The sequence below is a fragment of the Ruegeria sp. CDSC085 genome, assembly GCF_059610465.1.
Window position 1 is genome coordinate 115,269 of record NZ_JBXWNR010000001.1, and the last position, 26,589, is coordinate 141,857.

Genomic DNA, 26,589 nt, shown 5'->3' on the forward strand with positions numbered 1-26,589 from the left:
CCGAATGTTCAAAAAGACCAAGTGATCGATCACGTGGATTGCGGCACGGGCAGCGGAACGAACGCTTGATGGATCAGAGGCCGGCACCTTGAAAATGGGGGCTGTTGGCCCCCATTCTTCGCTTATTTCAGGATCGACGCGCCGGCGTATTCGGCCACTTCTCCCAACGACTCTTCGATGCGGATCAGTTGGTTGTACTTGGCCAACCTGTCAGACCGCGCCAACGAGCCGGTTTTGATCTGACCACAATTGGTCGCCACGGCCAGATCGGCAATGGTGGCGTCCTCGGTCTCACCCGAACGGTGCGACATCACGTTGGTATAGCGCGCGCGGTGGGCCATATCGACAGCGCGCAGGGTTTCAGTCAGCGAGCCGATCTGGTTCACCTTGACCAGCATCGAGTTCGCACAGCCGCGCTCGATCCCTTCGGCCAGACGCACCGGATTGGTCACGAACAGGTCGTCACCCACCAACTGCACCTTGTCACCGATGGCATCGGTCAGGGCCTTCCAGCCATCCCAGTCATCTTCGGACATACCGTCTTCGATCGAGATGATCGGGTAGTCATTGACCAGAGCTGCCAGATAGGCCGCATTCTCTTCCGAGGTCAGGGTCGTGCCTTCGCCAGCCAGAACGTATTTGCCGTCTTTGAAATACTCGGTCGCGGCGCAATCCAGCGCCAGGTGAATTTCCTCACCCGGCTTGTAACCTGCTTTTTCGATGGACTTCAGGATGAAATCCAATGCTTCACGGGTCGAGGCGATGTTGGGGGCAAAACCGCCCTCGTCGCCCACACCGGTCGCCAGACCCGCGCCTGACAGTTCCTTTTTCAGCGTGTGGAACACCTCGGACCCCATGCGCACCGCTTCGCGAATGTTCGCGGCGGCGGTCGGCATGATCATGAATTCCTGAATGTCGATCGGGTTATCGGCATGTTCGCCACCATTGATGATGTTCATCATCGGAACCGGCAGAACCCGGGCCGAAGTACCGCCCACATACCGATAGAGAGGCTGCGTGGTGAAATCCGCCGCTGCCTTCGCCGTGGCCAGCGAAACACCCAGGATCGCGTTTGCGCCCAGACGGCCCTTGTTTTCGGTTCCGTCCAACTCGATCATGGCCTGGTCAATGGCCACCTGTTCGGTCGCGTCAAAACCTACCAGTTCTTCCGCGATCTCACCGTTCACAGCAGCAACGGCTTCCAGAACGCCCTTACCCATATAGCGCGCCTTGTCGCCATCACGTTTTTCTACCGCCTCATAGGCGCCGGTGGACGCACCCGAGGGCACGGCAGCGCGGCCCATGGTGCCGTCTTCCAGAATCACGTCAACTTCGACTGTCGGGTTGCCCCGGCTGTCCAGAATTTCGCGTGCGTGGATGTCGATGATGGTGCTCATGAGGCCTGTCCCTATGACTGCAGTCGGTTGCACGCGTCATAGCAGCAACCGGCCAAAAGTAAACCGGTTCCGTTACCGCTAACACACATATTCCCGGACATTTAGGGCTAACAGCCCTCTGTTTGCGCCAACAGGCTCAGGCAGGCACCAGTTCGCGCGCCAAACGCCGTTCGCGGACAAAGGTATAAAGACCCGAGCCAATGATCAGGGTTGCCCCTGCCATTGTCAGCGCATCAGGGCGTTCACCAAACATCAGCATTCCCGCGAGGATCGAAAACACCAGACGCGTGTACCGGAATGGCATCAGGGCCGAGGCTTCGCCCACCCTCATCGCAGTGACAATGCCGTAGTACCCCAGCACGCCAAATCCGATCGCCCCCGCATAGGGACCCGTTTGACCAGCTTGAACAGGCACGAAGGATGCCCCGGACATGACCATCAGAACCAGGCCGGCGACGGCAACCGCAATGTAAGCCTGCATCGCAACAACGGACGAAGCCACTCGCGGGTCCAGCTTGCGGGTGATCAGATCACGCGCGGCAATTGCGACAACGGACAAAACTACAAACAGGGATTCCGGCCGAAAGCCCTCCATCCCGGGGCGGATGATCATCAGGACACCGACAAAGCCGACACCAATGGCGCTCCAGCGGCGCCACCCTACCTGTTCGCCAAGAAACAGGGCCGCGCCCATGGTGACGACCAGCGGCATGGCCTGAAACACAGCTGCAACGGTGGACAGGTCAATCAGCGACAGTGCTGTCACAAAAGCAACGGCGCCAAAACCTTCTGTCGCGGCCCGAACCAACGGCAGGGTTTTCCAAGCCACGGGATCAAAGATCCGTTTGCGCGTGACCACTGACATCGTGGCAAACACGAGACCGCAGAACACGCCCAGAAACACCATGATCTGCCCTGTCGGCACAGAGCCGGACAGGAGCTTGATGAACATGTCCTCAAGAGCAAAGGCCGCCATCGACCCGATGAGCAGCAGGATGCCGTTTACGTTGTTCATTTGCGCGTCCGTTGGAAAGTGCATGTCGGGTGCCGATACACGCACAACAACCTCAACCAACAGCATCTGGCAAGACAATTCCCGTCACGCCTGATGAATTAACGTGAGGGGATCAATCGCGTTTTGTGATGGGTCAGTCCTTTTCCAGCGGGACGCCGTACAGCTCCAACCGGTGCCCTTTCAGCTTGTACCCAAGCTTTGCCGCGATTCTTTCCTGTAGGGCTTCGATCTCGGGGTCGACGAATTCGATAACCTCTCCTGACTGCATGTCTATCAGATGGTCATGATGATCGCGCTCGGCATCCTCGTACCGGGCCCGTCCGTCGCCGAACTCGAGGCGTTCCAGAATACCAGCCTCTTCGAACAGTTTGACCGTGCGATAGACCGTTGCAATGGAAATGCCTTTGTCTACAGCAGACGCCCGTGCATAGAGTTCCTCGACATCCGGATGGTCGTCGCTCTGTTCCAGTACCTGCGCGATGATCCTTCTTTGACCGGTCATGCGCAGCCCCTTGGCTTCACAACGCCCAATAATCGTTTCCGACATGATGCCCCTCAGACTTGCTCGGGTGTCTGTCTTAATATGTCTACGCGCGTTTCGCTACAGGGATTTCACCTTTTGCGACCTTCTGATGTAGCACGCGTCAGATCGGCCCAGACCGGCAGGTGATCGGATGCGATATGCGCGGGACGCGTGTCGTGAACACCGTGCGCCACAGCCTGGACTCCGATGCCCAGCGCGATCCGATCCAGCGCACCCAAAGGCTGTGCGGCAGGAAAACTGGGCCTGGGGGGCAGGAACCGCATTTCTGGGGCCAGATGATCCAGAACAGGCTGGCGTGACCATTCGTTGAAGTCACCGGCCCAAACTGTCGGCATCTGGTCCATATCCCAATCATTCCGCCGAATATGCAATATCTGCTGCCGCCGTGACGCTGGCAAAAGCCCCAGATGCATCCCCATCACGCGCAGTGGCCCGATATGCGTGTCGAACTCGACCCGAACCGCCCCGCGCGGTTCCAGCCCCGGCAGCTCGTGATGCCCTTTGCGGCGTACCGAGATGCTCTCTCCGCGCCAGATCACCGCGTTGCCATGCCAGCCCAGACTGCCTGCACCGCCCAGATCGACGATCTTCCACCCCGCCTCGTCCAACATGAAATGCGGCAGCGCCGCCGGGCGGGGCGGCAGGCGTTTGTCGGCCTCCTGCAACACCACGATATCCGCTTTCGTGTTTTCGATGACTTGCAAAACGCGTTGCGGCTGACGCCGGAAATCCAGCCCGACGCATTTCTGAATGTTGTAGCTTGCGATACGCAGCGTGGACGAAGTTTGCATGAGGCCATGACCAAGTGGAATGCCCCTAAAGTGCCATGCCTGACGTGGGGCGCAACCCCTCAGCTCAGTTTCCTGCTGCGGCAAATCAGAGACGCCACCAGACTCCGATAATCTGCCCGTTATTTCGTCGAATGAACCCTGCTTCATATCAAAGCAAAGGTTCCGCTTGATCCCCGGCCCCACAACCCTCTATCCCGATCCGGTGACGACATCGAAGCGCAGCGAAAGCAAGGCCAAGATGAGCCTGAGCCAACCCGACAACAGCACCCGGCCCAGTATCATACTGGTGATGGGTGGCGCGCTGTGGGGCCTTTACTGGATTCCGGTGCGGTTTTTCTATGATCACGGTCTGACAGGCCCCTGGTCCGGGATCGTCATGTACTGCGCGGCCCTGATTGCTTTGTTCCCCTTTATCTGGGCCGACAGGCACATGCTGGCCCGGCAATGGCGTGATCTGATGCTCAGCGGTATGTTCACAGGGGCTGCATTCAGCCTGTATTCGATCAGCCTTGTCTACACCGACGTCGTCCGCTCGATCCTGCTGTTCTATCTCACTCCGATATGGGGCACGCTTCTGGGCGTCGTATTTCTGAAAGAACGCCTGAGCCTGATGCGCCTTGCGGGCCTGATCTGCGGGCTTGGCGGGCTGTTTGTCGTGCTTGGGGGTGCCGGGTTCGTGCCATGGCCGCAAAACCTGGGCGACTGGCTGGCGCTGGCGTCGGGCATATGCTGGGCATTGGGCACTCTGGGTTTGTACAAAACCGGAAGCATTACCATTACGGGTCAGGTTTTTGCCTTTGTACTTGGCGCGCTGTTGCTGTCGCTTGTCAGCCTGTTGGCGCTTCGGGGCCAGGCGCTGCCAAACGTCACTCAGGAAGGAGCGGTTCGCATAGCGGGATATGCGATGCTGTCGGCTGTCTACATTCTGCCCATGATATACATGACCATCTGGCCAGCTACAAAACTGTCTCCCGCAAAGGTCGGCTTGCTGCTGATGAGCGAGGTCGTCGTCGGTATCGCCTCTGCCGCGGCCCTGTCCGGCGAACCATTTGGCCTGCGGGAGTTTCTGGGCGCCACCCTGATCGTCAGCGCCGCGGTGTTGGAAATCCTGCGGAAATAGACGTGGTCTGCGCGTCACGTCCCGCAAAACGTCGCATGGACCACCTCATTTTCGGCCGGAGGACGCCTCAGGTCTTCCGCATCACCCTGATCCTCGTAAGGCCGCGCCAAGACGGCGTTCAACCGGTCGAACGGCGCGTAATCTCCCTGTACGGCTGCCTGGATCATCTGTTCGACCCGGTGATTGCGCGGAATGAATGCAGGGTTTGCAGCGGTCATCACATCCAGCGGCGCTGCTTCGCGCTCTAACCGCATGCGCCAACCCGCTTCCCAATTGTCAAACGCTTCCGGGGCAAGGAACTGACCCCGCGCCTTGCCACCGCCCAGCGCCCGGAAGGTATTGGTGAAATCCGCCTGCCCCTCGGCCATAAGCTTCAGAAGGTCGGTGATCAGTTCCTGATCGCACTCGTCCGCGGATGCCAGTCCGATCTTCGCCCGGAATCGGGACAACCAATTCTGTTGCAGAAGATCCGGCATCGCGTGGACGATCTCGGTCGCCTCTTCCACGGCGGCCTCTTTGTCGTCCATCTGCTGGATCAATGACGTTGCCAGCTGCGCGAGGTTCCACACCGCGATATCGGGCTGGTTCGAATAGGCATAACGCCCCATCCGGTCAATCGAGCTGTAGACGGTGTTGGGGTGATACGTATCCATGAACGCACATGGGCCATAATCAATTGTCTCGCCCGCGATCGAGCAGTTGTCGGTATTCATCACCCCATGGATGAACCCCACGCTCATCCATTTCGGAATCAAACTGGCCTGAGCATCCCGCACCGAACGCAACAGGCCCATGGGACCTTCTGCCTTGGGATAATGCCGGGCAATGGCGTAGTCCGTCAGGCGCTTCAGGCTGTCCATTTGCCCACGCGCTGCAAAAACCTGGAAGGTCCCCACCCGCAGATGGCTGGATGCAACCCGGGTCAGGACCGCTCCGGGCATCGGACCTTCGCGAAAGACGGTCTCACCGGTTTCCACAGCTGCCAGAGCGCGTGTGGTCGAAACGCCCAGCGCATGCATTGCCTCGGATACCACATATTCCCGCAGAACAGGCCCCAGCCAGGCCCGGCCATCGCCCCGGCGGGAAAACGGTGTAGGACCCGAACCTTTCAGTTGAATATCCCGGCGCACCCCGTCCGTTCCGACAGTCTCGCCCAGCAGCACCGCACGCCCGTCGCCCAGTTGCGGGTTGTACTGCCCGAACTGATGCCCGGAATAAAGCTGAGCGATGGGCTCGGCACCTTCGGGAATACTGTTTCCCGCAAAGGATTCGGTCATGTCCTCAACGTCTCCGGGCGAAATCCGCAGCAACTTGGCCAGATCATCGTTGAACGCAATCATCCTTGGCGCGCGCACGGGAATCGGTGACTGCCGCGCAAAGAACGCATCCGGCAGTCGGGCATAGGAGTTATCGAAGGGGATTTTCAGGGTCATGTCGTAAACATATCCCTCGAGCGCATGAATACCATAGCGGATCACGCCTGCCCGTGCATAATCGCACCCAAACACGAGGGACCACATGACTGCACAAGAGGTTATCGACCGCCTGAACCTGCAACGCCATCCTGAAGGTGGCTGGTACGCCGAGACATGGCGCGCTGAAAACGAAGGCCGCCCCACCGGCACCTGCATCTACTTCCTGTTGCAGGCTGGCGAAAGCAGCCACTGGCACCGTGTCGATGCGACCGAGATCTGGCTGTACCATGCCGGCGCGCCGCTTGTCCTGTCGCTCAGCGCAACCGACCAAGGCCCCACCACCGAACATGTGCTGACACCCGATCTTTCCGCTGGCGCGCCACAACTGATCGTCCCGGAAGGTCATTGGCAAGCCGCCCGCAGCACGGGTGATTACACGCTGGTCAGTTGCACGGTCTCGCCCGGTTTCCAGTTCGAGGGGTTCGAACTGGCCGCGCCGGGCTTCGATATCCCCAAGGCGTAACTGTTCACAATAGGATCTCTGAAAAGGTGAGTTTACAGACAGTTGCCCATTGATCATTCTGTACACGTGGCCACAAGCGACGGAGTAACGAGTGAGAATGAAGCAGGTCCTGCTGTCTGTCTTGTTCTTTTGTCAAAGCGCAGCCTTCGCAGGCGCGGAGCCCGCTTGCGCCAAGGCCCGTCTTTCATCCGATCTGACTGTGCCAGAGCCGACCTGGGAAGAAACGGCTGAGGATGCTGGCCCGGCCGTGACAGTGGAACCTGCGGTGCTGGTTTCAAAGCGTCCTGCCCTGCGGCCCTGCAAGTTCCGGCAATTCGAAGTGGGTCGTGAACGAATGTTGGAACGGGGCGCCGTGTGTGGTGACTGGACCATTCTGGGCGAAACACGCAAGCCCGTCGCCGGAAAGGCCCGCGGATGCGGGATCACGAACCCGGTTCGGGTTTACAGGATCTCTGACATCGCACTCAGCCAATTCTCTTTGATGGATTGCCAGACGGCGGTCACGCTGAAAACATGGATCGAAAACACGGCCAAGCCAGCCTTTGCCAATTTGGGCGGCGGGCTGAAGGGGATGCGGATCGTCGGCCATTATGCCTGCAAGACCCAGAACAACCAGCCGCGTGCACGCATCTCGGAACATGCGCGCGGAAAGGCGATCGACATATCAACCTTCGTTCTACGGGACGGAACCCAGATCACAGTTCGGGACGGATGGAACAACGACCAGGGCGCTGTTTTGCGAGAGTTGCACAGTGGCGCCTGCGGCGTGTTCGGAACCGTGCTCGGCCCGGATGCCGATCGCTATCATAAAGGGCATTTCCATCTGGACACCGCGCGCCGCAGCAGCGGCCCGGTTTGCCGATGAACCTTTGACTTGGTTAAGTTTTTCCGCATCGCGGATACCCCGACCCTTGGCGCGCTCACCAAGGGTCGGCATCATTCAGTACAAACCCGCCAAGCCCACAAACTCCTCGTTTCAACTGGCCATATCTCAGGGATCAGCATCAGCGCGTCAGGACGGACGCCCCTATTTGTCGCTTCGGCTTTTGATCAATACATTGATCAGAGGCACCAACAGCGTCGCTGCGGACCCCAAAGGATTTGATCCAATGCTTTTGACCGCCTGAACAACCTCTCGTGCCTCTGCGGTCATCTCTTCCAATTCGTCTTCAATGTCCGCTATGGCCATATCGCGCACCTCGACGGCCGGGGCGACTTCGTCCTCGACGTTGCTGCGTTTTGCAATCAGCACCAGAAGCCCAGCGAAAATAAGGTTTCCAAAGGCCAACAACGCCGCCGCCGAGGCTGGTGGCATCGAACTCTGGAGCGCCAAGAACAAGGAAACATTCAAAAGCACCACCGCCGACAATGCCGCGATGCCCGCAATGCCCATCAATATCGTCTGTTGCTGAACCACTCCAAGGCGGCGGCGTGCAATCAAACGTTCGGTCCGATAGATCGTAACCAGATTTTTGCTCAGTCTGCTCATAACCGGTCTCCTAACCCTGCGCACGCCCGACGACGTAACCCAGTGAAAACGCAATCAGCAACGCCGTGATCGGATAGTCTTTCTGCAACCGACCAAACTCCTCGACAACGTCATTGCCCAAGGATTGAACCTGGCTCAGATCGATTCCGTGGTCTTCCAGAAGTTTCCGGATTTCATCCGATGATTTGACCCGCTCTGGCGGCTCTTTGGGTTCCGGATCCTTTTCGAACTGCGCCTCCAACGACGCGTTTCGTTCCCGTAGCTTCTCCAACTCGGATTCAAGCTCTGCTTTGGTCGCCATAGTGCCTTACCCTCACTGCATGGGTTCGAGGTAACGGTTGCACAAAGATTTGATTTTTTGAACTGTTTTCCGGAACACGTTATCCAACCGGGTCCATAGACACCGAACTTACGACCCCGCCACCAACAAGCGCCTTAACGCCAGTGGTTCCGGGGCAAGAGGTCGGCAACCCCCGAGCAACGCGCACCGCCAGATAGGCAAACGCCTGCGCCTCAAGCATGTCGCCGTCCAGCCCCACCGCCTCAACCGTTTCGACCGGGCAATCCAGCGACACGCGCAACATCTCCATCAACACCGGGTTGCGCCTGCCGCCCCCGGTGACCAACACACAGGACGGAGGTTTCGGACAGTGCTCCATCCCCTGCACCACAGCTGCGGCGCACATACCGGTCAGAGTCGCCACCGCGTCAGCGTCATTGAGTTCCTTGACCAAACCGATCATTTCCGAAAAATCGTTCCGATCCAAGGATTTCGGCGGCATACGGGAAAAATACGGCTCGGCCAGAAACAGCTCAAGCGCGCCCATCTCGACTGTGCCATCGCGGGCTAATGCCCCGTCCCGGTCCATGGGAAGCCCCAGACGGGCCTGCATCAGATCATCGACCGGTGCATTGGCCGGTCCTGTATCAAATGCCAGCAGCGCACCGGGCGCTTCGGGGCCTTCGAACGTCGGGTCCACATAGGTCAGGTTGCCGACCCCGCCCAGGTTCAGGAAGCACAACGACCGGTCCGCGCCGAACCATTTGGCACAGGCAAAGTGAAAGAAAGGCGCAAGCGGAGCCCCCTCGCCCCCCATCGCCACATCATCGCTGCGGAAATCCCAGACCACCGGACGCCCAAGCGCCTGCGCCAACCCCAGCCCGTCGCCGACCTGAAACGTTCCGCGCCCGCGCGGCTCATGCGCCAGCGTCTGTCCGTGAAAGCCGATCAGATCCACGTCCTCGAACTCGGACAGTGCTTCGGCATGGGCGATTGTCACCATCTCGGCCGCCGCATCGACCTGAGGTCCGTGCCACTGCCCCAGGGCCGCCCGCAAAACATCGCGTTCCGCATCCGAATATGCGCGATATCCGCTTTCCCCAAACCCGTAAATCGAATGTCCATCGGTTTCCACCACCGCCGCGTCAACCCCGTCCATCGACGTGCCGGACATCGCGCCCAAAGCTCGGACCGTTCCGTGTTTCCTGATGGTCTGGCCCAAGCCTGCCTCCTGAATTGGCTGTGTCATTCGCCGCGTCCAGGTCCGGAATTTCACCTTTGGGTTGCAGCCCGGCCAACGTGCCTTCTGTTGGGTCGCAAAGGCAAGCTTTCTGCACCGGCCCGGCAATTTTTTTCTCAGGGCGCGTGTCTGGATCGACACCCTCGACCACACCCCGCACCTGAGGTGAAAAGGTGGCTTTTCCTCTCCTGCGCTGCCGCCTATACAGTGCCCCGCAACATTAACCCAAAGGGCACGATATGACCTACCACCCCAAATCGGATTTCATCGCCACGATGATCGAGCGCGGCTTTCTCGCCGACTGCACCGATTATCAGGGCCTTGACGACGCGCTGATCAGTGGGTGCAAACCGGCCTATATCGGCTTTGATGCAACGGCCAAATCGTTGCATGTGGGCAGCCTGATCCAGATCATGATGCTGCGCTGGTTCCAGAAAACCGGCCACCAGCCGATCACTTTGATGGGCGGCGGCACCACCAAGGTGGGCGACCCTTCGTTCCGCGCGGATGAACGCCCGCTGCTGGGCCCCGAACAGATCAATGAGAATATCGCGGGCATCAAAAAGGTGTTCTCGGCCTATATCGACTATGACTCTGAGGCCGAGAATAAGGCTCTGATGCTGAACAATGAGGAATGGCTGGACAACCTGAATTACCTCGATTTCCTGCGAGACATCGGGCGGCATTTTTCGGTCAACCGGATGCTAAGCTTTGAATCGGTGAAATCTAGGTTGGATCGCGAGCAATCGCTCAGCTTCCTTGAATTCAACTACATGATCCTGCAGGCCTATGACTTCCTTGAGCTGAACCGCCGCTATGGCTGCGTTCTGCAGATGGGCGGCAGCGACCAGTGGGGTAACATCGTCAACGGTATCGACCTGACCCGTCGCGTGCTGGATCACGAGATCTACGGCCTGACCTCGCCCCTGCTGACCACCAGCGACGGCAAGAAAATGGGTAAATCTCAGGACGGCGCGGTTTGGCTGAACGCAGACATGCGTTCGCCTTATGAGTTCTGGCAATTCTGGCGCAATACCACCGACGCTGATGTCGGGCGGTTCCTGAAGCTCTACACCGAAATGCCGGTGGACGAGTGCGATCGCCTGGGCGCGCTGAAAGGGTCCGAGATCAACGAGGCCAAGATCCGTCTTGCCAACGAGGTGACGACTCTGGCCCACGGTGCGCAGGCTGCGGCGAACGCCGAAGCCACTGCCCGCGAAGTGTTCGAAAAAGGCGGATTCGGAGATGATCTGCCGACCCTGACGCTATCGGAAGCAGACTTACCGATCTCTATCGTCCAGTTAATCGTGAAAACGGGTCTGGCCAAGTCCGGCAAGGAGGCCAAGCGCCTGATCGCCGAGAACGGCGCCAAGCTGGATGACGCGCCGCTGACCGATGCCGGGCTGATGATCGACGCAGGTGCATTGTCCTCGCCCATCAAGCTGAGCGCGGGGAAAAAGCGCCACGCGCTGGCTCAACTGGGCTAACTCGGCAAGTCTGAAAAGCACAAAATTCAAACGGCCACCCAAACGGGTGGCCGTTTTTCATTCGGTAATCTGTGCTTATCTGCGGTCTTTTCCTCCGCCGCGACCGGGCCGGTCGCCGCCTTCATCATCGTTGGCGTTATTGCCGCGACCCGGGCTGCTGCCCTCGCCGCCATTGCCGTGGCCGTTATTGCCCTTGCCACCGCCTTTGCCGCCGTTGCCTTTCCCACCTTTGCCTTCACCGCCGCCGGACTCACCACCGCCACCGCCGGATTCACCTCCGCCACCGCCGGATTCACCTCCGCCGCCACCGGACTCACCACCGCCACCGCCGGATTCACCTCCGCCGCCACCGGATTCACCTCCGCCGCCGCCGGACTGACCACCGCCACCGCCGGAGTTACCTCCACCGCCACCGGATTCACCGCTGGGTGCACTACCAGCGTCGGCAAATTCAGACCCACCTGGTTCAGAGCCGCGGCTTTCACCCCGGTTTTCCGCCGAACCAGACAAGCTTGCCGTCGGCAAATCCGTCAGCAACGCGGCCAGCCCCGGGCATTGCGCCCCGGTTACACTCAAAGTTGTCTCAAAGTCGGACCGCTTTTGAAGCCTGTCCAGAAAACTCGGGGTCACCTGCACACAATCGCACAAATTGGCATAGTCGCCCGCGTTGGCGAGATTTCGGGCCGTTTTCCAGTTGCAAGTTTCCGATGCGGCAACAGCACTGCCGATCATCACCATTCCAAAAACAGGAACAGCGACAGCTGCGCCCAATATTTGCTTCGTACTCTTAACCATAATAGATCCTCCTGGTGAAAAAACACACAACGGCGCTGAGTTCTTCGTTCACGAACAGGCGCGTTTTCGTGAAGTTGGGATTAAGTTGTCTTGAGGATCTGCCAGGGCATCGGGGCGAATGATCTGGCCCGCCACCCAATATCCCTCTTTCTCAAATATGTGGACACTGGTCCCAAAATGCAGTTATTGAACAAGTGTTCATATCCATGGGAGGAGTTCACCATGCACCTGTCCACCACTGCCGCCCTCATCACCGGCGGCGCGTCCGGTCTCGGCGAAGCCACGGCCCGCCACTTCACCTCGAAAGGCGCGCAGGTCACCATTTTGGATCGTGATGCGGACCGCGGCGCAAAGGTTGCCACCGAGATCGGCGGGCATTTCGTGCAGACGGATGTGACTGACGAGCAGTCGGTGGCCGCCGCCATACGCCATGGCACGGAAAAGATGGGCAAGATCACTGCGACGGTGAATTGTGCAGGTATCGCCTATGGCATCAAGACTGTTGGCAAGGATGGCCCCCACCCCTTGGATGCGTTCCAGCGTACGATCGACATCAATCTGGTTGGCACATTCAACGTATCCCGGCTGGCCGCTGCCGAGATGGCAAAGAATGACCCCGAACAAGATGGAGCACGCGGGGTGATCATCAACACCGCCTCGATCGCCGCGTTTGACGGGCAAAAGGGCCAGGCGGCCTACGCGGCCTCCAAAGGCGGCGTCGTGGGCATGACGCTTCCGATGGCCCGCGATCTGGCCTCGACCGGCATTCGAGTCATGACCATCGCGCCGGGCATTTTCATGACCCCGATGCTGGCGGGTCTGCCCGAAGAGGTGCAACAACAGCTTGCCGCCGACGTCCCGAACCCTGCCCGCCTGGGCGACCCGCATGAATACGGACGACTGGCCGGGTTCATCGTTGAGATGGGGTATCTGAATGGTGAGGTCATCCGCATCGACGGCGCCTTGCGTATGCGCTAAACCGGGGCTCATGACCGAGCGACAAAAAATGGAAGCGGGCGAGTGGTATTGCTGCCTCGACCCGGAACTGGATGCGCTTCGTGCCGAAGCGCGTCGTGCCGTTCATGCCCATAACACGTGTCCGCCGGATGACCGTGGGGCCATCGCGCTGGAACTGGCAGCACTTTTTGCTGGTGTTGGTGAGGATTGCTTTCTTGAGGCCCCATTTCACTGTGCCTACGGAAAAAACCTGTCTTTGGGGGATCGAGTGTTTTTCAACGCAGGCTGCGTCGTGCTCGATACCGCGCCGGTGACGATTGGGAACGACACGATGCTTGGGCCTGCGGTGCAGATCTATTGCGCCGAACACGCGAAAGACCCTGCCTCACGCGCTCGGGGCCTTGAAGTCGCCCACCCTGTCATGATCGGCGAAAACGTCTGGATTGGTGGCGGCGCGATCATCATGCCGGGCGTTACGATCGGCGACAACGCCATCATCGGAGCCGGTAGTGTGGTGACAAAAGACGTTCCGGTCGGCGAGACCGTCGTCGGAAACCCTGCCCGGCCAATACGGCCCCTCCGATAACCCTGTTCTTTCCCCTATCCGCCGGGGCCTTGATCCCGGGGCGCGGCGCCTGCCACTTTTTCGGTCAGGCAGCGCCGGGTCACTGCGCCCCCACGGGGAGTCGCCCAACCGGACAAGGAAGTTCTTGACCGCGCTGAAATCGAAAGAGTCAGCCCCATCGCCTGTCCAGAAGAAGGATGCATCCAACACGACCTGCATGTGGATACAACCAATCCAGGTGTTTTTATGCTCTATGAAAACTGGCAGATTCGCGAACCGTGACAGACGCATATGACCGCGATTCATTTCGCCTCTTGCATGGAAGCAATCGAAGGGGCCGTAGCCGGTTTTACGCTGAACGAGATAACGCGGATAGGTTAATCGATTCCGCTGCAAAACCAGAGCAATTGCGTGGTTCCGGTTTTGTACAACTTTTTAAACGTTGCCCCTTAAGGCAAACACAGATTGCGTTCACTTCGCCTCAGATTTCTCTTCCAGCGTCAGCCATTCCTCTTCAGACGCCGAAAGCTTTTCCTGCCGCTCAACCAGCGCCTCGGTCGCTTTCTGGAACTTGACAGGTTCGCGGGTGAACAATTCGGGGTCGGACATCAGTTCTTCGAGCTTTGCAATCTCGGCCTCCAGCCGTTCAATCTCGGCAGGCAGCTTTTCCAGCCGGTGCTTTTCCGAGAACGACAGGCCGGGCTTCTGCTTCGTTTCCTGCTTGATTTTTGGCTTCGAAGCTTTTGCTTTTTCTTCCTTTTTCTCTGCCACATCACCACGTTGCGCGATATAATCCGACCACCCTCCGGCATAGACCGTGGCGCGACCATTCCCCTCCATCGCAATTGTCGTTGTGGCCACCCGGTCGAGGAAATCGCGGTCGTGGCTGACCAGCAGAACCGTGCCGTCGTAGTCGTCCAGCAGCTCCTGCAACAGGTCCAGCGTTTCGACATCCAAATCGTTGGTCGGTTCGTCCAGCACCAGAAGGTTGGACGACTTCGCCATCAACTTGGCCAGCAGCAATCGCGCCTTTTCTCCACCTGACAAGGACTTGACAGCCGCTCTTGCCTGCTGCTCATCAAACAAGAATTCCTTGAGATATCCCACGACATGTTTGGGCTGCCCGCCAACCATCACCTGATCGGCCTTGCCTGAGACCCGCATATCGGGGTCGCCGGTCAGGCTGTCCCACAAGCTCATCTCGGGGTCCAGTTGCGCACGGGTCTGATCGAACACCGCGATCTCAAGATTGGTGCCCAGCGACACCGAGCCTTCGTCCGGCTGCACCTGCCCAAGAAGCATCTTCAGCAGCGTCGTCTTGCCAACCCCGTTCGGTCCGACAAAAGCCACACGATCACCGCGCTGCACCAGCAGATCAAAATTCCGAACGATCTGCTGGTCGCCGAACCCTTTGGCCAATCCTTTGGCCTCGATCACCTTGCGGCCCGATTTTGGCCCGGCCTCCAGCGCCATCGCAGCGGAACCCTGACGCTTGATCTGTGCCGCCTTTTCGGCACGCAGCGCCTGAAGGGCCCGCACCCTGCCCTGATTGCGTTTGCGCCGTGCGCTGATACCCTCAACCGCCCATTTGGCCTCGGACTTGATAAGACGGTTCAGCTTGTGACGCTGCTGGTCTTCTTCTTCCCAGATCTTGTCCCGCCAGGTTTCAAACGCATCAAAACCTTGCTCCTGCCGTCGGACAGCGCCCCGATCAATCCAGAGAGTCGCCCGTGTCAGTGCGCGCAAAAAGGCCCGGTCGTGCGAGATCAGCACAAAAGCCGCACGTGTTGACTCAAGCTCGCGCTCCACCCACGCGATGGCTTCGATATCCAGATGGTTGGTGGGTTCGTCCAGCAGCATCAGATCCGGCGCCTCGGCCATCAGTTTGGCCAATGCCGCGCGCCGCCGCTCTCCACCCGAGGCCGTCTCAATTGCGCGTGATGGGTCGAATTTCAGCCCCTCGCCTGCCCGTTCAACCTTGTAGAGTTCGCCTGGCTCCAACCCGCTGGACGCATAATCGCCCAATGTGGCAAAGCCCTCCATCGTCGGGTCTTGTTCCATGTAACCCACGGATTTTCCGGGCGGCACAACGATTTCGCCGCGATCAGCCTCGACCAGACCGGCCATCACTTTCATCAACGTAGACTTGCCCGACCCGTTGCGCCCAACCAGCGCCACGCGGTCACCTGGCTGAACCACCAGATCAAGCTCGGAGAACACCGGATCGCCCCCGAAGGTCAGGGAAATGCCGGACATCTGCAACAAAGGAATTCTCGCCATGCCTGCCAGCTAAACCGGCAGTCGCACTGCGTCAACGCCCCGTCTTCACCTTTTCAGAAATACTCGAGCTAGTCGGCCACCGTTCGCAACAGGCGTTTACGCGCCGGCGGAATTGCCCCGATTTCCACCCCTGTGAAAACGTGCAGCGTGTTCATTTGGCGGTCCACCACTGCATGGTCACTGACCCAGCCGCCCATCATCAGATAGGTCCGCAACAGCGGTGGCATCCGCAGCATGGCCTTTTTCGTATCCGGCCTGCGCCGCAGACGCGTAGCAAAGCGAAACACATCCGGAGCCTTTACCCGCGGCAGCCACCGTTTCGGGGCAAGATGGCGGTGTTTGAGCATCGCAAAGGCATCCAGATACTGTTCTGTCTCGGTTCCGGCAAATGAGGAACATCCAAACAGCATCTCGACGTTATTGTGGTCGACGTAGGATGTCATTGCCCCCCACGCGACACGCAGAATGTCGGGATCGATTAGGTTCGGGTGAACGCAGAACCTGCCCATCTCGACCATACGGCCACTGAACCCTTCCAGCGAACTCAGGTCGTAGAACTGTGCTGAATAGCTGCGTCCGATTTCGCGGCCATGATCCATTGTCAGCATCCGAAAGCAACAGACCAACCGCCCGGCAGACCGCATATCCTCAACCAGGATATGACTGCATCGCGTGTCGAATGCGTCACTGTCCAGTTGCCGGGTGTCGAACGCCAGTGTTCGCAGGTTTTGTGCGGCCCTGATATCCTCAGATGATTGCGCCAGACGGGCGCGATAGCGCCCTTTGCTCAACAAAACTGCCGTCGCCACGGTCGCGTCCTCCACGGGTGCCGACCCACAGGTGCCAGCACGACACCGTTAGCACAAGACATGTGACTGCCTTGTGACCATCGCAAGGCTCTGGCGCAGATTAGTTGGCGCCGGGAATATTGGCCGGGTTGAAGTTGCCGATATTGCCCAACAGCTGACGCAGGAAGCCTTTGTCCTGAACGTTGGAATCGGTCACACGGCGTTCCAGCGGAATCACGATGCCGTCTTCCAGACCAAAGCGTTCGATATTGCTGACGACACCGCGCTGATCAAAGCTGATGGCGACCAGTTCGCGTGCCACCACTTCGGGCCGTTTCGGGCCGAAATGACGCACCCGCGAGCGGACATAGTAATAACCCGAATCCCGCACCACACCTGACGCACCCGGTGCCCCGATGGCTTCTTCCACACTGTCACGCGTATCCACGCCCACTTTGATTTCGGCCAACTCTTCGGCTGGCGGCACGTATCCGTGATTCTTGAAGATGGGCGTACAAGCCCCGGCCGCGGCCAGACAGGCAACAAACACAAGCGATTTCGTCGCTGGTTTCAACCGGTTCACTACCTTCAACATGCGCACCCTCTTGCCTTGGCCTCTTGCGGCTTCTATCCGATTACAGAAACCGCTGCCACGGTTCAACACATAGAAAGGCTCTCGAATGAGCAACGTTACATCACTTCGGGTGGCTGACCTGCCCCAGAACGCCCCGACATCCTTTGATCTGCGCCCTGCGGCCGCTGCTTTGGATGAGATCAGACAGGACCTGGGACTGCTGGGACTGCGCAAGCTCAGTTTCTCTGGCGACGTGCAGGCCCGGGGCAAGCGCGACTGGGTTCTGAACGGCAAACTCGGTGCAACCGTGATCCAACCCTGTATCGTGACGCTCGAGCCGGTAACAACCCGGATCGACATTCCTGTGCATCGCACATTTCTGGCCGATTGGAACGATCCGGACGAACCGGAGTTCGAAATTCCCGAAGATGACGAATCCGAGCCTCTGGGTGCCGAGATCGACCCGGCCCGGGTAATGGTCGAGGCGCTGTCACTGGCCCTGCCACAATACCCGCGCAAGGACGGGGCTGAACTGGGACAGGCAGACTTTACCGAACCCGGAAAACAGGCGATGACCGACGAAGACGTCAAACCCTTTGCCGGATTGGCGGAATTGCGCGACGCACTCAAAAAAGACGAGTGACAGATGACAGATTTCCTGTCATAGCAGGCGGTCAGAAAAATCGCTTGAACATACCGAGAATCGCAGTATTTTCGCGCGCTCATCGGATTTTGGGTTGGACATTGCGGGGCTCGTCGCCTAAACGCGCGTCAAACCACGATAAACGAACTACGAAACCCGGGTCGGCAGCGATTCTGCGACCCCTAGTCAGACAAAGGTTGAGACCATGGCCGTCCAACAGAACAAAGTTTCCAAGTCGCGTCGCAACAACCGCCGCGCACACGACGCTCTGGTTGCTGCAAACCCGAACGAATGCCCGAACTGCGGCGAGCTGAAGCGCCCGCACCACGTTTGCGCATCCTGCGGCCACTATGATGATCGCGAAGTCGTCGCACAGGCCGACGAAATCGATCTGGACGAAGACGCAGCCTAAGCCTGATCGAGTGCAGACCAAGGCATGACTGAACAGCCCACGCACGCCGGACGGATCACCATCTCGGTCGACGCTATGGGTGGGGACGCGGGTCCATCGGTCGTTGTTGCCGGTCTTGCGAAATCGGCCGACAAGAACCCGGATATCAGGTTCTTGTTACACGGGCCCGAACAGGTATTGCGCAAGCTTGTCGCCAAACGGCGTGTCCTTGAGGGGCGCGTCGTTTTTCGTGATTGCCCCGGCGTGGTCACGATGGAAGACAAACCCAGTCAGGTTGTGCGCAACGGCAAAGAGACCTCGATGTGGTCCACGCTGGAAGCGGTACGCCAAGGCGAAGCCCATGGCGCGGTTTCCTGCGGCAATACCGGTGCGTTGATGGCCCTGTCGATGATGCGCCTGCGCAAACTGCCGGGCGTGAATCGACCGGCCATCGCGATACTGTGGCCCTCGCGCAACCCTCAAGGGTTCAACGTGATGCTGGACGTCGGCGCTGATGTGCGCGCCGACGCCAAGGATTTGCTGCAATTCGCGCTGATGGGCGCGTCCTATGCACGTAACGGTATGGCCTTGGGCCGCCCCCGGATCGGACTGCTGAATGTCGGCACCGAAGAGCACAAAGGGCGTGCCGAACTGAAAGAAGCGCATTCGATGATTGCGGAATTCGCGGAGCAGGCGAATTTCGACTTTGTAGGGTTCGTCGAAGGTAGCGACATCCCTGGTGACAAAGCAGATGTCATTGTAACCGATGGGTTTACCGGCAACGTTGCGATCAAAACAGGCGAAGGAACGGCAAGCCTGATCGGGGACCTGTTGCGTCAGGCCTTCAAGTACTCTCCCCTATCCCGATTGGCCTCGATTCTGGCTATCACGTCGCTGAACCGTTTGAAGAAACGGATCGACCCGCGGCGCGTGAATGGTGGCGTCTTTCTGGGGCTGAACGGAACCGTGGTGAAATCCCACGGTGGCGCTGACGCGACAGGCGTGTCAGCTGCAATCAAACTGGCCTTCACTCTGGCGCAGTCCGGCTTTTCCGAAAAATTGGCTGCGCGGGTTGCATCCACTGCCCAGCTTGCACAAGATGCCGCGCAATCAGCGCCGCAAACAGATAAATAACAAAAAAGGCAGTACCCTAAAATGGCAGGCCGTTCAGTTGTAGCAGGTGTCGGGCATTATTTGCCCGAACGCGTTGTTCCCAATTCCGAGTTTGAGAAAACCCTGGACACGACCGACGAATGGATCAAGACCCGCTCGGGGATCGAACGCCGCCACTTTGCTGCCGAAGACGAAACGACATCCGATCTGGCCACCAAGGCCGCAGAAGCCGCGCTGGCTGACGCAGGTCTGACGGCGGATGATATTGATGCAATCGTTCTGGCGACTTCAACAGCGGATCTGACCTTTCCTTCGGCTGCCACCATGGTTCAGGCACGGTTGGGCATGACCAAGGGCTTTGCTTTTGATGTTCAGGCTGTTTGTGCAGGATTCGTTTTTGCCCTTTCCAACGCAAATGCGCTGATTGTTTCCGGTCAGGCCAATCGCGTGCTGGTAATCGGAGCGGAAACATTCTCGCGGATCATGGACTGGACCGACCGGTCCACCTGTGTGCTGTTCGGTGATGGCGCCGGTGCTCTGGTGCTGGAAGCGCAGGACGGCACAGGCACTGCGGATGATCGCGGTATTCTGGCAACCGACCTGAATTCAGACGGGCGTTTCAAAGACCTCCTTTATGTCGACGGGGGCGTTTCGACCCAATCCACCGGGCACCTGCGCATGCAGGGCAATCAGGTTTTCCGTCATGCCGTTGAAAAGCTTACGAAAACAGCGGAAACAGCGTTGGAACGAGCGGGGCTGAGCAGCTCGGACGTGGATTGGATCGTGCCGCATCAGGCCAACATCCGCATCATTCAGGGCACGGCCAAGAAAATGAACCTGCCGATGGAAAACGTGGTTGTGACCGTTCAGGATCACGGAAACACGTCGGCCGCATCCATCCCATTGGCCCTGTCCGTAGGCAAGCAACGCGGACAGATCAAAACCGGCGATCTGATCGTGACCGAAGCCATTGGCGGCGGTCTGGCCTGGGGCGCGGTAGTTCTGCGCTGGTAACCGGCGCAAACCAGCTTACACAGCCGCCCGCAATTCATTGATATTGACAGCGAATTTGCCATACCCATATGCTTCTACAGCAACAGGGGAAATGGCATGGGCGACAAAACACTGACTCGAATGGATCTGAGCGAAGCTGTCTTTCGTGAGGTAGGTCTGTCACGAAACGAAAGTGCGCAGCTGGTTGAAAGCGTTCTGAACCATATGTCCGATGCATTGGTAAGCGGCGAGCAGGTGAAGATTTCGTCTTTCGGCACCTTCAGTGTTCGGGACAAGACGGCACGTGTCGGTCGCAATCCTAAAACCGGCGAGGAAGTGCCAATTCAGCCGCGCCGTGTACTGACCTTCCGTCCGTCGCATCTGATGAAAGATCGCGTCGCCGCCGGGAACCGTAAGTAAGTTCAGGACGTCCAGGTTATGAGTAAGTCCCCCGATGCCTTTCGCACCATAAGTGAAGTTGCGGACTGGCTCGGTGTTCAGGCTCATGTTCTGCGATTCTGGGAAAGCCGATTCACTCAGGTAAAACCAGTCAAACGCGCAGGCGGACGCAGGTATTATCGCCCCAACGACATGCGTCTGTTGGGAGGAATCAAGAAACTGCTCCACGAAGACGGTATTACGATAAAAGGCGTCCAGCGTATCCTGCGCGAACAGGGCGTCGCACATGTCGCGGCGCTGTCCCCGTCTCTGGACGACCCCGTCCCCGCCCCGATTGAGCCCGTCCAGGACACCGTGGTACCGTTTGAACCTAAGCCTGCAACCGCCAAGAAGCAGATTCGTATGGATCTGGGTGAACCGTCCGAGCATTCGGAGAAAGAAGGCCCGCAGGCCAACGCGCGTACATCTTCTGCGGCACAGCCGGAACCAGAGCCCGAACTGGATGCCGCGCCTTTGATGGGTGGAATCGCGTCGCTTGCGTGGAAACAGACAGATTTTGATGATGACCTGTTGCGGCGCATTGCTCCGATTGCGAAAGACCTGCGCCGCTGGCTGGACCGTGTCGAAACACAGGCGACGGGTTAGGACAAAAGGCATTGTTTTCCTCTTGCCCCTGCCGGGAAAATCTTTATGAACACCCCAACGTCGGGCTATGGCGCAGCCTGGTAGCGCGTCCGTCTGGGGGACGGAAGGTCGCAGGTTCGAGTCCTGCTAGCCCGACCAAATTACACCGACGTTTATGGCATACAGGCCAGATCCCGCTCTGGCACCAGGGGGGATCGAGATGACAGGTGTTTGCCCGAACCAACAGCTAGAGGCGATGATCTCGCGCGGTGAGATCACAGCCGACCCAGAGGTTCTGTCTGCGCAGATTCAACCCGCCAGCCTTGATTTGCGTCTGGGAACAGTGGCTTACCGAGTACGTGCCTCGTTCCTTGCGGGCGAAGGCCGGACTGTCACGGACCGGTTGGCAGAGTTTGAGATGCACCGCATCGACATCTCGGCCGGTGCGGTTCTGGAAAAAGGCTGCGTCTATCTGGTGCCCCTGATGGAAACGCTTGCCCTGCCCGACAACATGAGCGCTGTGGCCAACGCCAAAAGCTCGACCGGGCGGCTCGATCTTCTGACACGGACCATCACCGATGGCGGCACCGAGTTTGACCGGGTGCCCGCAGGGTACACAGGCCCGCTTTATGCCGAAATCTGCCCGCGCTCCTTCTCGGTTCTGGTTCGTCCCGGGATGCGCCTAAACCAAATTCGTTTCCGACAGGGCCAGGCCGTGTTGTCAGATGCCGAACTGAGATCCTTACATGCCGAATCTCCGCTGGTGGACGGACCTGCGGTCATTCAGGACGGTCTGGGCTTTTCGGTCGACCTGCAACTGCCTGATACCGATCTCGTCGGCTATCGCGCCAAACCGCACACCGGGGTGATCGATCTGGATCGAATCGGTGAATACGACCCGCAGGACTATTGGGAAGAGGTCCGGACCAAGGATGGTTGCATTATCCTGGACCCCGGCGCGTTTTATATCCTTGTCAGTCGCGAGGCGGTGCATATTCCACCAATGTACGCGGCTGAAATGGCGCCTTATCTGGCGATGGTTGGTGAGTTCAGAGTGCACTATGCAGGCTTCTTTGATCCTGGTTTTGGCCATGCCGCTGCCGGGGGTGCCGGTTCCCGTGGCGTGCTTGAGGTGCGCTGCCACGAAGCGCCATTCGTGTTGGAGCACGGGCAGGTCGTCGGACGTCTGGTCTATGAGAAAATGGCGGAGATGCCGACGCAACTATATGGTGCGGGCATTGCCTCGAACTATCAGGGTCAGGGCCTGAAACTGTCGAAGCACTTCAAAGCTGTTGGCTAATCCCTAGAATTTCATGAACCGGCGCATTTGCCGGGTCACGCGCTGTGCCTGCCGCAGGCTCTGCGCATGGCGTGGTGCGCTGGCTTTACTGGTCTCATTCGATGCGCCCGATCCGTTGCCCTTGCGGCTGGCCAAATCGATGCCTTTGTTCACACCCTTGTTGACAAGACGGCGCATGACCTGACGCACAATCATGTCAATGATCCGGTTTGCATTCATGGCTCAACTCCGTGTCCTTACGCATATAGATACGCGCTTTATGCGGCAACAAAAGGGCTGCGCGATCACTCTTCCTCGAACAGTTCGGTCTGGTCTTCGTCGCTCTCGTCCTCGCGGCCTTCGCCCAGTGGGATGGCCCCCGGAGGAGGACGATTCTCCAGCAATCCCGCTGCCCGCAACTCTTTTAGCCCGGGCAAGTCACGGGCGTTCTCAAGCCCAAAATGATCCAGAAACTCAGGTGTTACCACAAACGTCACCGGACGACCGGGAGTCATGCGGCGGCGGCCCAGTTTGATCCACTCCATCTCCAGCAACTGATCGATTGTTCCGCGCGAAACCGAGACACCCCGGATTTCCTCGATCTCGGCCCGCGTGCAGGGCTGATGATAAGCCACGATGGCCAGAGTTTCGATCGCAGCGCGGCTGAGCTTGCGGGTCTCGACCGTTTCCTTCTGCATCAGAAAGCCCAGATCAGGGGCCGTGCGGATGGCCCAGGCGTCTCCTACGCGCACCACGCGTACACCACGGCCCTCATACCGTTTCTGAAGCGCTTCAACTGCTTGTGCCGCGTCGCTGCCATGGGGCATCCGCGCTTCAAGATCCGCAATTGTCACCGGATCGGCGCTGGCGAAAAGAACAGCTTCGACCATGCGTTCCTGTTCAGCCAGTGGAGGGGCCTCGAACAGCGTACCGGTCTCTTCGGGGGCATCAGTCACGTGTCTCGGTCCTCTTGCGCAAATGGATCGGAGCGAATGTCTCGCTCTGCTTGATTTCCATATGTCCTTCTTTCACCAACTCCAGCGAGGCCGCAAAGGTCGCCGCCGTTGCCGACCTGCGCCGTACCGGGTCGGAATCCCAGCCATCGGGCAGGTAAGTTTCCATATCGGTCCATGTCCCGGCAAACCCGATCAGCGGGCGCATTCTTTCCAGCGCCTGTTCCATGGTGAATACCGAATCGCGATCCATCACAAACGGGCGGAATTCATCACGCGTGCGGATCCGGGCATAGCCCTGCATCAGATCCAGCAGCGTGGCGGAATAGGTCACGGTTCGGATGCGGGTGATATCTTCGCCCTGCCCGCGTTCGAAGAAATCGCGCCCCAGCTGATCACGCGCCATTAGCCGTGCGGCAGCATCGCGCATCGCCTGCAAGCGTTCCAACTGAAACGCAAGATGTGCGGCCAGTTCCTCGCCCGAGGGTCCCTCGTCATCCGGGTCTGGCGGCAGCAGCAAGCGGGACTTGAGAAACGCCAGCCAGGCCGCCATCACCAGATAATCGGCGGCCAGTTCAATACGCAGCGCCCGCGCCTTTTCGACAAAGGCCAGGTATTGCTGCGCCAGCGCAAGGACAGAGATTTTCCTCAGGTCAACTTTTTGCGTGCGCGACAGGGTCAGCAGAACATCCAGCGGGCCTTCGAACCCATCGACGTCAACGATCAGCGCTTCGGCCGCAAGACGATCCGCGACCGAGACAGGGTCTTCGCTAAAAAGGTTATCGTTCATATACCTGCCCGCCCATTAGGGCAGATAGTTCCGCTTCGACGGCAGGGATGTCAAGTTCCAGCGGGCGTTTGCGCATCGCCAGCGCCCGTTCTGCGCGGGCCTGTGCTACATCAGACATTTCTCCGGCAGCTTCCATCACCTGGGCGCGCTCGGCAAAGCTTCCGTTGCAGTGCAGAACGACGTCACAGCCCGCGCTTATGGCTTGCCGCGACACGTCAGCGGGCGTCCCGCTAAGCGCTTTCATCCCGATGTCATCGGTCATGATCAGCCCCTCAAAGCCAATCCTGTTGCGGATCACATCCATCATGGTTGCCGAGATGGTGGCAGGCTGCGGGTCAATCCGATCATAGACCAAATGCGCGGTCATCCCCATCGGCAGGTCGTTCAAGGCCAGGAACGGCACAAAATCGCTGCGCTCAAGCTCCTCCAAGGGCAGATCCACATGCGGCAAGTCATGATGGCTGTCCAACGTGGCACGTCCATGGCCCGGGATGTGTTTGAGCACCGGCAGCACACCGCCGTCCAAATGGGCCTGCGCCACGGCTTTCGCGATTCTGGAAACTCGTTCAGGATCAGTGTCATAGCATCTGTTTTTCAGGAACTTATGCGTCTCCTGTCGCGCGACGTCCACCATGGGCGCACAGTTGCTGTCAATTCCCAGGCCAAACAGTTCATCGGCAATCAGGCGGTACCTCAGATACATGGCGCGCTCGGCCTGTTCTCCGGCATTGGTCACATGGTCCAGCGGCGGCAGCCATTCGCGGGCCAACGGCGCCCGCAGGCGCTGCACGCGCCCACCTTCCTGATCGATGGTGATCGGGCAATTGCGCCCGACCGCCTCGCGGAAATCATCACACAAGGCGCTTACCTGTTTGGCGTTTTCGATGTTGCGGGCAAACAGAATGAACCCGAACGGGTTCATCTGGCGAAACAGATCTCTTTCCTTTTGCGTCAGGCGCAAGCCCTGAGCATCGGTGATCGTGGCACCGAATTTCACCGAACGGCCACCGGGATACAATCAGCCCCCTGCGCGACAAGCGCAGCGCAGAACTGACGCGAGTCGCTCAGGTCTTCAAAGCCCAGCACGCGCAGGCGGTAAAAGGTGCGTCCACCGCTTGAAGTTTTTTGAATAACACGCTGTTTTCCCGCCATATATTCTCCGAACTTTCCATTCAGGCGATCCCATTCCGATTGCGCCACCTGGGTGCTGTCATAGGCCCCAAGCTGTGCCAGACGCGTGCCCTTCTCCAGCGTATCAGGATCGACATCCAACCCAACCGCAGCTTTTACCGCCGCATTGATCGCCTCTTCGGAATTCTCGCTCGGCGACACCTGGCTGCGAGAGGCACGCGCCGGACGGGTCAACGGGCGCACGGATCGGCGCACGCCCGGCAATTCGGCAATGGCCGGATCCGGCAAGGCCGCTGCGAAATCGGCCGGATCAATTGCGGGTTCTTCCTCGGGGGTGGTCAACGATGCCACCTGCACGCCATCTTCAAATTCTTGCTGCGTTTTGGCCGCCTCACCCGCCAGTTCCGCAACCAGCGCATCCACTGCGTTCTGGCGCAATCGAGCGGCTTCCTGGGTCGAGATCGGCTTTTCCACCACATGCAGCGCTGGTGTCGGCTTCAGATCAGCGGCGGGTACGTCTTCATCCGTCAACGAGACCGGCCGCGGCGCAAGGATCAGGCGATCCGCTGGAGCGGCAGCACTGCCTTTGGCGGCCACCGCATTGACGGCCAAGCCCTGATGATCGGCGGGTGTTCCGCCTGGGTTTTCGGGCTGCACCCTCATCGGCCCTTCGGCCGCGCGCACGACCGGCACGCCGCTGACATCCCGCATGACAAGCTGGTATCCCCAGATACCGACACCGGCGACCAGTGCCAGCGATGCGACGGCACCCAGGAAATTGACGGCCCGCCCCAGTCCGAACGCGCCAAGTGGCGCATCATAATCCTCCATGTCTTCAGGATAGTCATACGCATCCTCGGAATGCGTTTGATTCGGGTAATGAATCCGCTCGGGGCTTTGGTGCCCCGAGTAATCGTAACTCGCCATGTCCGCCTCACTGCCCGTTTCGCGCCAGAAAAAAGGCGCGCGGGTCATTTCTTGCCTACCTCGTACCGGCGGTTCGGGCGGTATTG

The 26,589-nt window shown here is 59.0% G+C and carries 31 protein-coding genes and 1 tRNA gene; 15 read left to right on the plus strand and 17 right to left on the minus strand.

What is annotated here, in order from left to right; genetic code table 11:
• Nucleotides 1–122: 122 nt before the first annotated feature.
• The 4 genes from eno to AC2FJB_RS00590 form a co-directional block, all read right to left on the minus strand.
• Nucleotides 123–1,397: a phosphopyruvate hydratase gene (eno, locus tag AC2FJB_RS00575; protein WP_117868719.1), complete on the minus strand. Its 1,275-nt coding sequence runs from the start codon at nucleotides 1,395–1,397 to the stop codon at nucleotides 123–125.
• Nucleotides 1,398–1,533: 136 nt separating this feature from the next.
• On the minus strand, nucleotides 1,534–2,412 hold the full coding sequence (locus tag AC2FJB_RS00580) for a DMT family transporter (RefSeq protein WP_496719272.1): 879 nt from the start codon (nucleotides 2,410–2,412) through the stop codon (nucleotides 1,534–1,536).
• A 133-nt stretch (nucleotides 2,413–2,545) separates the two neighbouring features.
• Complete coding sequence (locus tag AC2FJB_RS00585) at nucleotides 2,546–2,959, minus strand: Fur family transcriptional regulator (protein ID WP_117868718.1); 414 nt, start codon at nucleotides 2,957–2,959, stop codon at nucleotides 2,546–2,548.
• A gap of 65 nt (nucleotides 2,960–3,024) precedes the next feature.
• Nucleotides 3,025–3,747, minus strand: coding sequence for an endonuclease/exonuclease/phosphatase family protein (locus AC2FJB_RS00590; RefSeq protein WP_496719271.1), 723 nt, complete (start codon nucleotides 3,745–3,747; stop codon nucleotides 3,025–3,027).
• A 166-nt stretch (nucleotides 3,748–3,913) separates the two neighbouring features.
• On the opposite strand from AC2FJB_RS00590, the gene AC2FJB_RS00595 reads away from it, so the two are divergent.
• On the plus strand, nucleotides 3,914–4,867 hold the full coding sequence (locus AC2FJB_RS00595) for a DMT family transporter (RefSeq protein WP_496817615.1): 954 nt from the start codon (nucleotides 3,914–3,916) through the stop codon (nucleotides 4,865–4,867).
• A 14-nt stretch (nucleotides 4,868–4,881) separates the two neighbouring features.
• Here the strand turns inward: AC2FJB_RS00595 and AC2FJB_RS00600 are convergent, their stop codons facing one another.
• Nucleotides 4,882–6,300 carry a protein adenylyltransferase SelO gene (locus tag AC2FJB_RS00600; protein WP_496719331.1) on the minus strand — a complete coding sequence of 473 codons (1,419 nt, stop codon included), beginning with the start codon at nucleotides 6,298–6,300 and terminating at the stop codon, nucleotides 4,882–4,884.
• 85 nt (nucleotides 6,301–6,385) lie between these two features.
• Between AC2FJB_RS00600 and AC2FJB_RS00605 the strand changes: the two genes are divergently transcribed.
• On the plus strand, nucleotides 6,386–6,805 hold the full coding sequence (locus AC2FJB_RS00605) for a cupin domain-containing protein (protein ID WP_299893845.1): 420 nt from the start codon (nucleotides 6,386–6,388) through the stop codon (nucleotides 6,803–6,805).
• 97 nt (nucleotides 6,806–6,902) lie between these two features.
• Nucleotides 6,903–7,670, plus strand: a complete 768-nt coding sequence (locus AC2FJB_RS00610) for an extensin-like domain-containing protein (protein WP_117868714.1) — start codon at nucleotides 6,903–6,905, stop codon at nucleotides 7,668–7,670.
• A gap of 162 nt (nucleotides 7,671–7,832) precedes the next feature.
• Here the strand turns inward: AC2FJB_RS00610 and AC2FJB_RS00615 are convergent, their stop codons facing one another.
• The 3 genes from AC2FJB_RS00615 to AC2FJB_RS00625 form a co-directional block, all read right to left on the minus strand.
• A complete protein-coding gene (locus AC2FJB_RS00615) occupies nucleotides 7,833–8,294 on the minus strand; it encodes a hypothetical protein (protein WP_496680876.1) in 462 nt (153 codons plus the stop codon).
• A 10-nt stretch (nucleotides 8,295–8,304) separates the two neighbouring features.
• Nucleotides 8,305–8,595: a hypothetical protein gene (locus AC2FJB_RS00620; RefSeq protein WP_299893849.1), complete on the minus strand. Its 291-nt coding sequence runs from the start codon at nucleotides 8,593–8,595 to the stop codon at nucleotides 8,305–8,307.
• Nucleotides 8,596–8,674: 79 nt separating this feature from the next.
• A complete protein-coding gene (locus AC2FJB_RS00625) occupies nucleotides 8,675–9,748 on the minus strand; it encodes an anhydro-N-acetylmuramic acid kinase (protein ID WP_496719330.1) in 1,074 nt (357 codons plus the stop codon).
• Between the two features lie 305 nt (nucleotides 9,749–10,053).
• Here AC2FJB_RS00625 and tyrS point away from each other — a divergent pair, with 305 nt between their 5' ends.
• Nucleotides 10,054–11,301, plus strand: coding sequence for a tyrosine--tRNA ligase (tyrS, locus tag AC2FJB_RS00630; protein ID WP_496719269.1), 1,248 nt, complete (start codon nucleotides 10,054–10,056; stop codon nucleotides 11,299–11,301).
• A gap of 75 nt (nucleotides 11,302–11,376) precedes the next feature.
• Here tyrS and AC2FJB_RS00635 read toward each other — a convergent pair whose 3' ends face one another.
• Nucleotides 11,377–12,096 (minus strand): hypothetical protein, encoded by a 720-nt coding sequence (locus tag AC2FJB_RS00635; protein ID WP_496719268.1) that lies wholly within the window; start codon nucleotides 12,094–12,096, stop codon nucleotides 11,377–11,379.
• Between the two features lie 222 nt (nucleotides 12,097–12,318).
• Between AC2FJB_RS00635 and AC2FJB_RS00640 the strand changes: the two genes are divergently transcribed.
• The 3 genes from AC2FJB_RS00640 to AC2FJB_RS00650 all read left to right on the plus strand — a co-directional run bounded on the left by AC2FJB_RS00640 (nucleotide 12,319) and on the right by AC2FJB_RS00650 (nucleotide 13,900).
• On the plus strand, nucleotides 12,319–13,074 hold the full coding sequence (locus AC2FJB_RS00640; protein ID WP_496719267.1) for a 3-hydroxyacyl-CoA dehydrogenase: 756 nt from the start codon (nucleotides 12,319–12,321) through the stop codon (nucleotides 13,072–13,074).
• 10 nt (nucleotides 13,075–13,084) lie between these two features.
• Nucleotides 13,085–13,639, plus strand: a complete 555-nt coding sequence (locus tag AC2FJB_RS00645; protein ID WP_496719266.1) for a sugar O-acetyltransferase — start codon at nucleotides 13,085–13,087, stop codon at nucleotides 13,637–13,639.
• A 138-nt stretch (nucleotides 13,640–13,777) separates the two neighbouring features.
• Nucleotides 13,778–13,900: a putative quinol monooxygenase gene (locus AC2FJB_RS00650; RefSeq protein WP_496719329.1), complete on the plus strand. Its 123-nt coding sequence runs from the start codon at nucleotides 13,778–13,780 to the stop codon at nucleotides 13,898–13,900.
• Between the two features lie 189 nt (nucleotides 13,901–14,089).
• Here AC2FJB_RS00650 and AC2FJB_RS00655 read toward each other — a convergent pair whose 3' ends face one another.
• From AC2FJB_RS00655 to AC2FJB_RS00665, 3 genes are all read right to left on the minus strand, one after another.
• Entirely contained in the window at nucleotides 14,090–15,898 is a 1,809-nt protein-coding gene (locus AC2FJB_RS00655) for an ABC-F family ATP-binding cassette domain-containing protein (protein WP_496719265.1), read from the minus strand.
• Between the two features lie 68 nt (nucleotides 15,899–15,966).
• Nucleotides 15,967–16,707, minus strand: coding sequence for a GNAT family N-acetyltransferase (locus AC2FJB_RS00660; RefSeq protein WP_496719264.1), 741 nt, complete (start codon nucleotides 16,705–16,707; stop codon nucleotides 15,967–15,969).
• Nucleotides 16,708–16,807: 100 nt separating this feature from the next.
• Nucleotides 16,808–17,281 carry an outer membrane protein assembly factor BamE gene (locus AC2FJB_RS00665; RefSeq protein ID WP_496719263.1) on the minus strand — a complete coding sequence of 158 codons (474 nt, stop codon included), beginning with the start codon at nucleotides 17,279–17,281 and terminating at the stop codon, nucleotides 16,808–16,810.
• Between the two features lie 85 nt (nucleotides 17,282–17,366).
• Between AC2FJB_RS00665 and AC2FJB_RS00670 the strand changes: the two genes are divergently transcribed.
• From AC2FJB_RS00670 to AC2FJB_RS00705, 8 genes are all read left to right on the plus strand, one after another.
• A complete protein-coding gene (locus AC2FJB_RS00670) occupies nucleotides 17,367–17,903 on the plus strand; it encodes a YceD family protein (protein WP_117868704.1) in 537 nt (178 codons plus the stop codon).
• Between the two features lie 205 nt (nucleotides 17,904–18,108).
• Nucleotides 18,109–18,315, plus strand: coding sequence for a 50S ribosomal protein L32 (gene rpmF / locus AC2FJB_RS00675; protein WP_008756996.1), 207 nt, complete (start codon nucleotides 18,109–18,111; stop codon nucleotides 18,313–18,315).
• A gap of 24 nt (nucleotides 18,316–18,339) precedes the next feature.
• Complete coding sequence (gene plsX / locus AC2FJB_RS00680) at nucleotides 18,340–19,428, plus strand: phosphate acyltransferase PlsX (protein WP_299893868.1); 1,089 nt, start codon at nucleotides 18,340–18,342, stop codon at nucleotides 19,426–19,428.
• Between the two features lie 21 nt (nucleotides 19,429–19,449).
• The gene (locus AC2FJB_RS00685) at nucleotides 19,450–20,421 is read left to right on the plus strand and encodes a beta-ketoacyl-ACP synthase III (protein WP_117868702.1); all 972 of its coding nucleotides are present in this window, start codon (nucleotides 19,450–19,452) and stop codon (nucleotides 20,419–20,421) included.
• A 96-nt stretch (nucleotides 20,422–20,517) separates the two neighbouring features.
• The gene (ihfA, locus tag AC2FJB_RS00690; RefSeq protein ID WP_117868701.1) at nucleotides 20,518–20,820 is read left to right on the plus strand and encodes an integration host factor subunit alpha; all 303 of its coding nucleotides are present in this window, start codon (nucleotides 20,518–20,520) and stop codon (nucleotides 20,818–20,820) included.
• A gap of 18 nt (nucleotides 20,821–20,838) precedes the next feature.
• Nucleotides 20,839–21,444 (plus strand): MerR family transcriptional regulator, encoded by a 606-nt coding sequence (locus tag AC2FJB_RS00695; RefSeq protein ID WP_117868700.1) that lies wholly within the window; start codon nucleotides 20,839–20,841, stop codon nucleotides 21,442–21,444.
• Nucleotides 21,445–21,505: 61 nt separating this feature from the next.
• A tRNA-Pro gene (locus AC2FJB_RS00700) sits at nucleotides 21,506–21,582 on the plus strand.
• Between the two features lie 61 nt (nucleotides 21,583–21,643).
• Nucleotides 21,644–22,723, plus strand: a complete 1,080-nt coding sequence (locus AC2FJB_RS00705; RefSeq protein WP_496719328.1) for a 2'-deoxycytidine 5'-triphosphate deaminase — start codon at nucleotides 21,644–21,646, stop codon at nucleotides 22,721–22,723.
• Between the two features lie 3 nt (nucleotides 22,724–22,726).
• Here the strand turns inward: AC2FJB_RS00705 and AC2FJB_RS00710 are convergent, their stop codons facing one another.
• From AC2FJB_RS00710 to AC2FJB_RS00730, 5 genes are all read right to left on the minus strand, one after another.
• On the minus strand, nucleotides 22,727–22,942 hold the full coding sequence (locus AC2FJB_RS00710; RefSeq protein ID WP_496671173.1) for a hypothetical protein: 216 nt from the start codon (nucleotides 22,940–22,942) through the stop codon (nucleotides 22,727–22,729).
• A 65-nt stretch (nucleotides 22,943–23,007) separates the two neighbouring features.
• Nucleotides 23,008–23,658, minus strand: coding sequence for an SMC-Scp complex subunit ScpB (gene scpB, locus AC2FJB_RS00715; RefSeq protein ID WP_496719262.1), 651 nt, complete (start codon nucleotides 23,656–23,658; stop codon nucleotides 23,008–23,010).
• A complete protein-coding gene (locus AC2FJB_RS00720; RefSeq protein ID WP_496719261.1) occupies nucleotides 23,651–24,445 on the minus strand; it encodes a segregation and condensation protein A in 795 nt (264 codons plus the stop codon). Before AC2FJB_RS00720 ends, scpB begins: the two co-directional genes overlap by 8 nt.
• On the minus strand, nucleotides 24,435–25,442 hold the full coding sequence (gene nagZ / locus AC2FJB_RS00725; RefSeq protein WP_496719260.1) for a beta-N-acetylhexosaminidase: 1,008 nt from the start codon (nucleotides 25,440–25,442) through the stop codon (nucleotides 24,435–24,437). Before nagZ ends, AC2FJB_RS00720 begins: the two co-directional genes overlap by 11 nt.
• Complete coding sequence (locus AC2FJB_RS00730; RefSeq protein ID WP_496719259.1) at nucleotides 25,439–26,551, minus strand: SPOR domain-containing protein; 1,113 nt, start codon at nucleotides 26,549–26,551, stop codon at nucleotides 25,439–25,441. The genes nagZ and AC2FJB_RS00730 overlap by 4 nt, the downstream gene beginning before the upstream one ends.
• Between the last annotated feature and the right edge of the window lie 38 nt (nucleotides 26,552–26,589).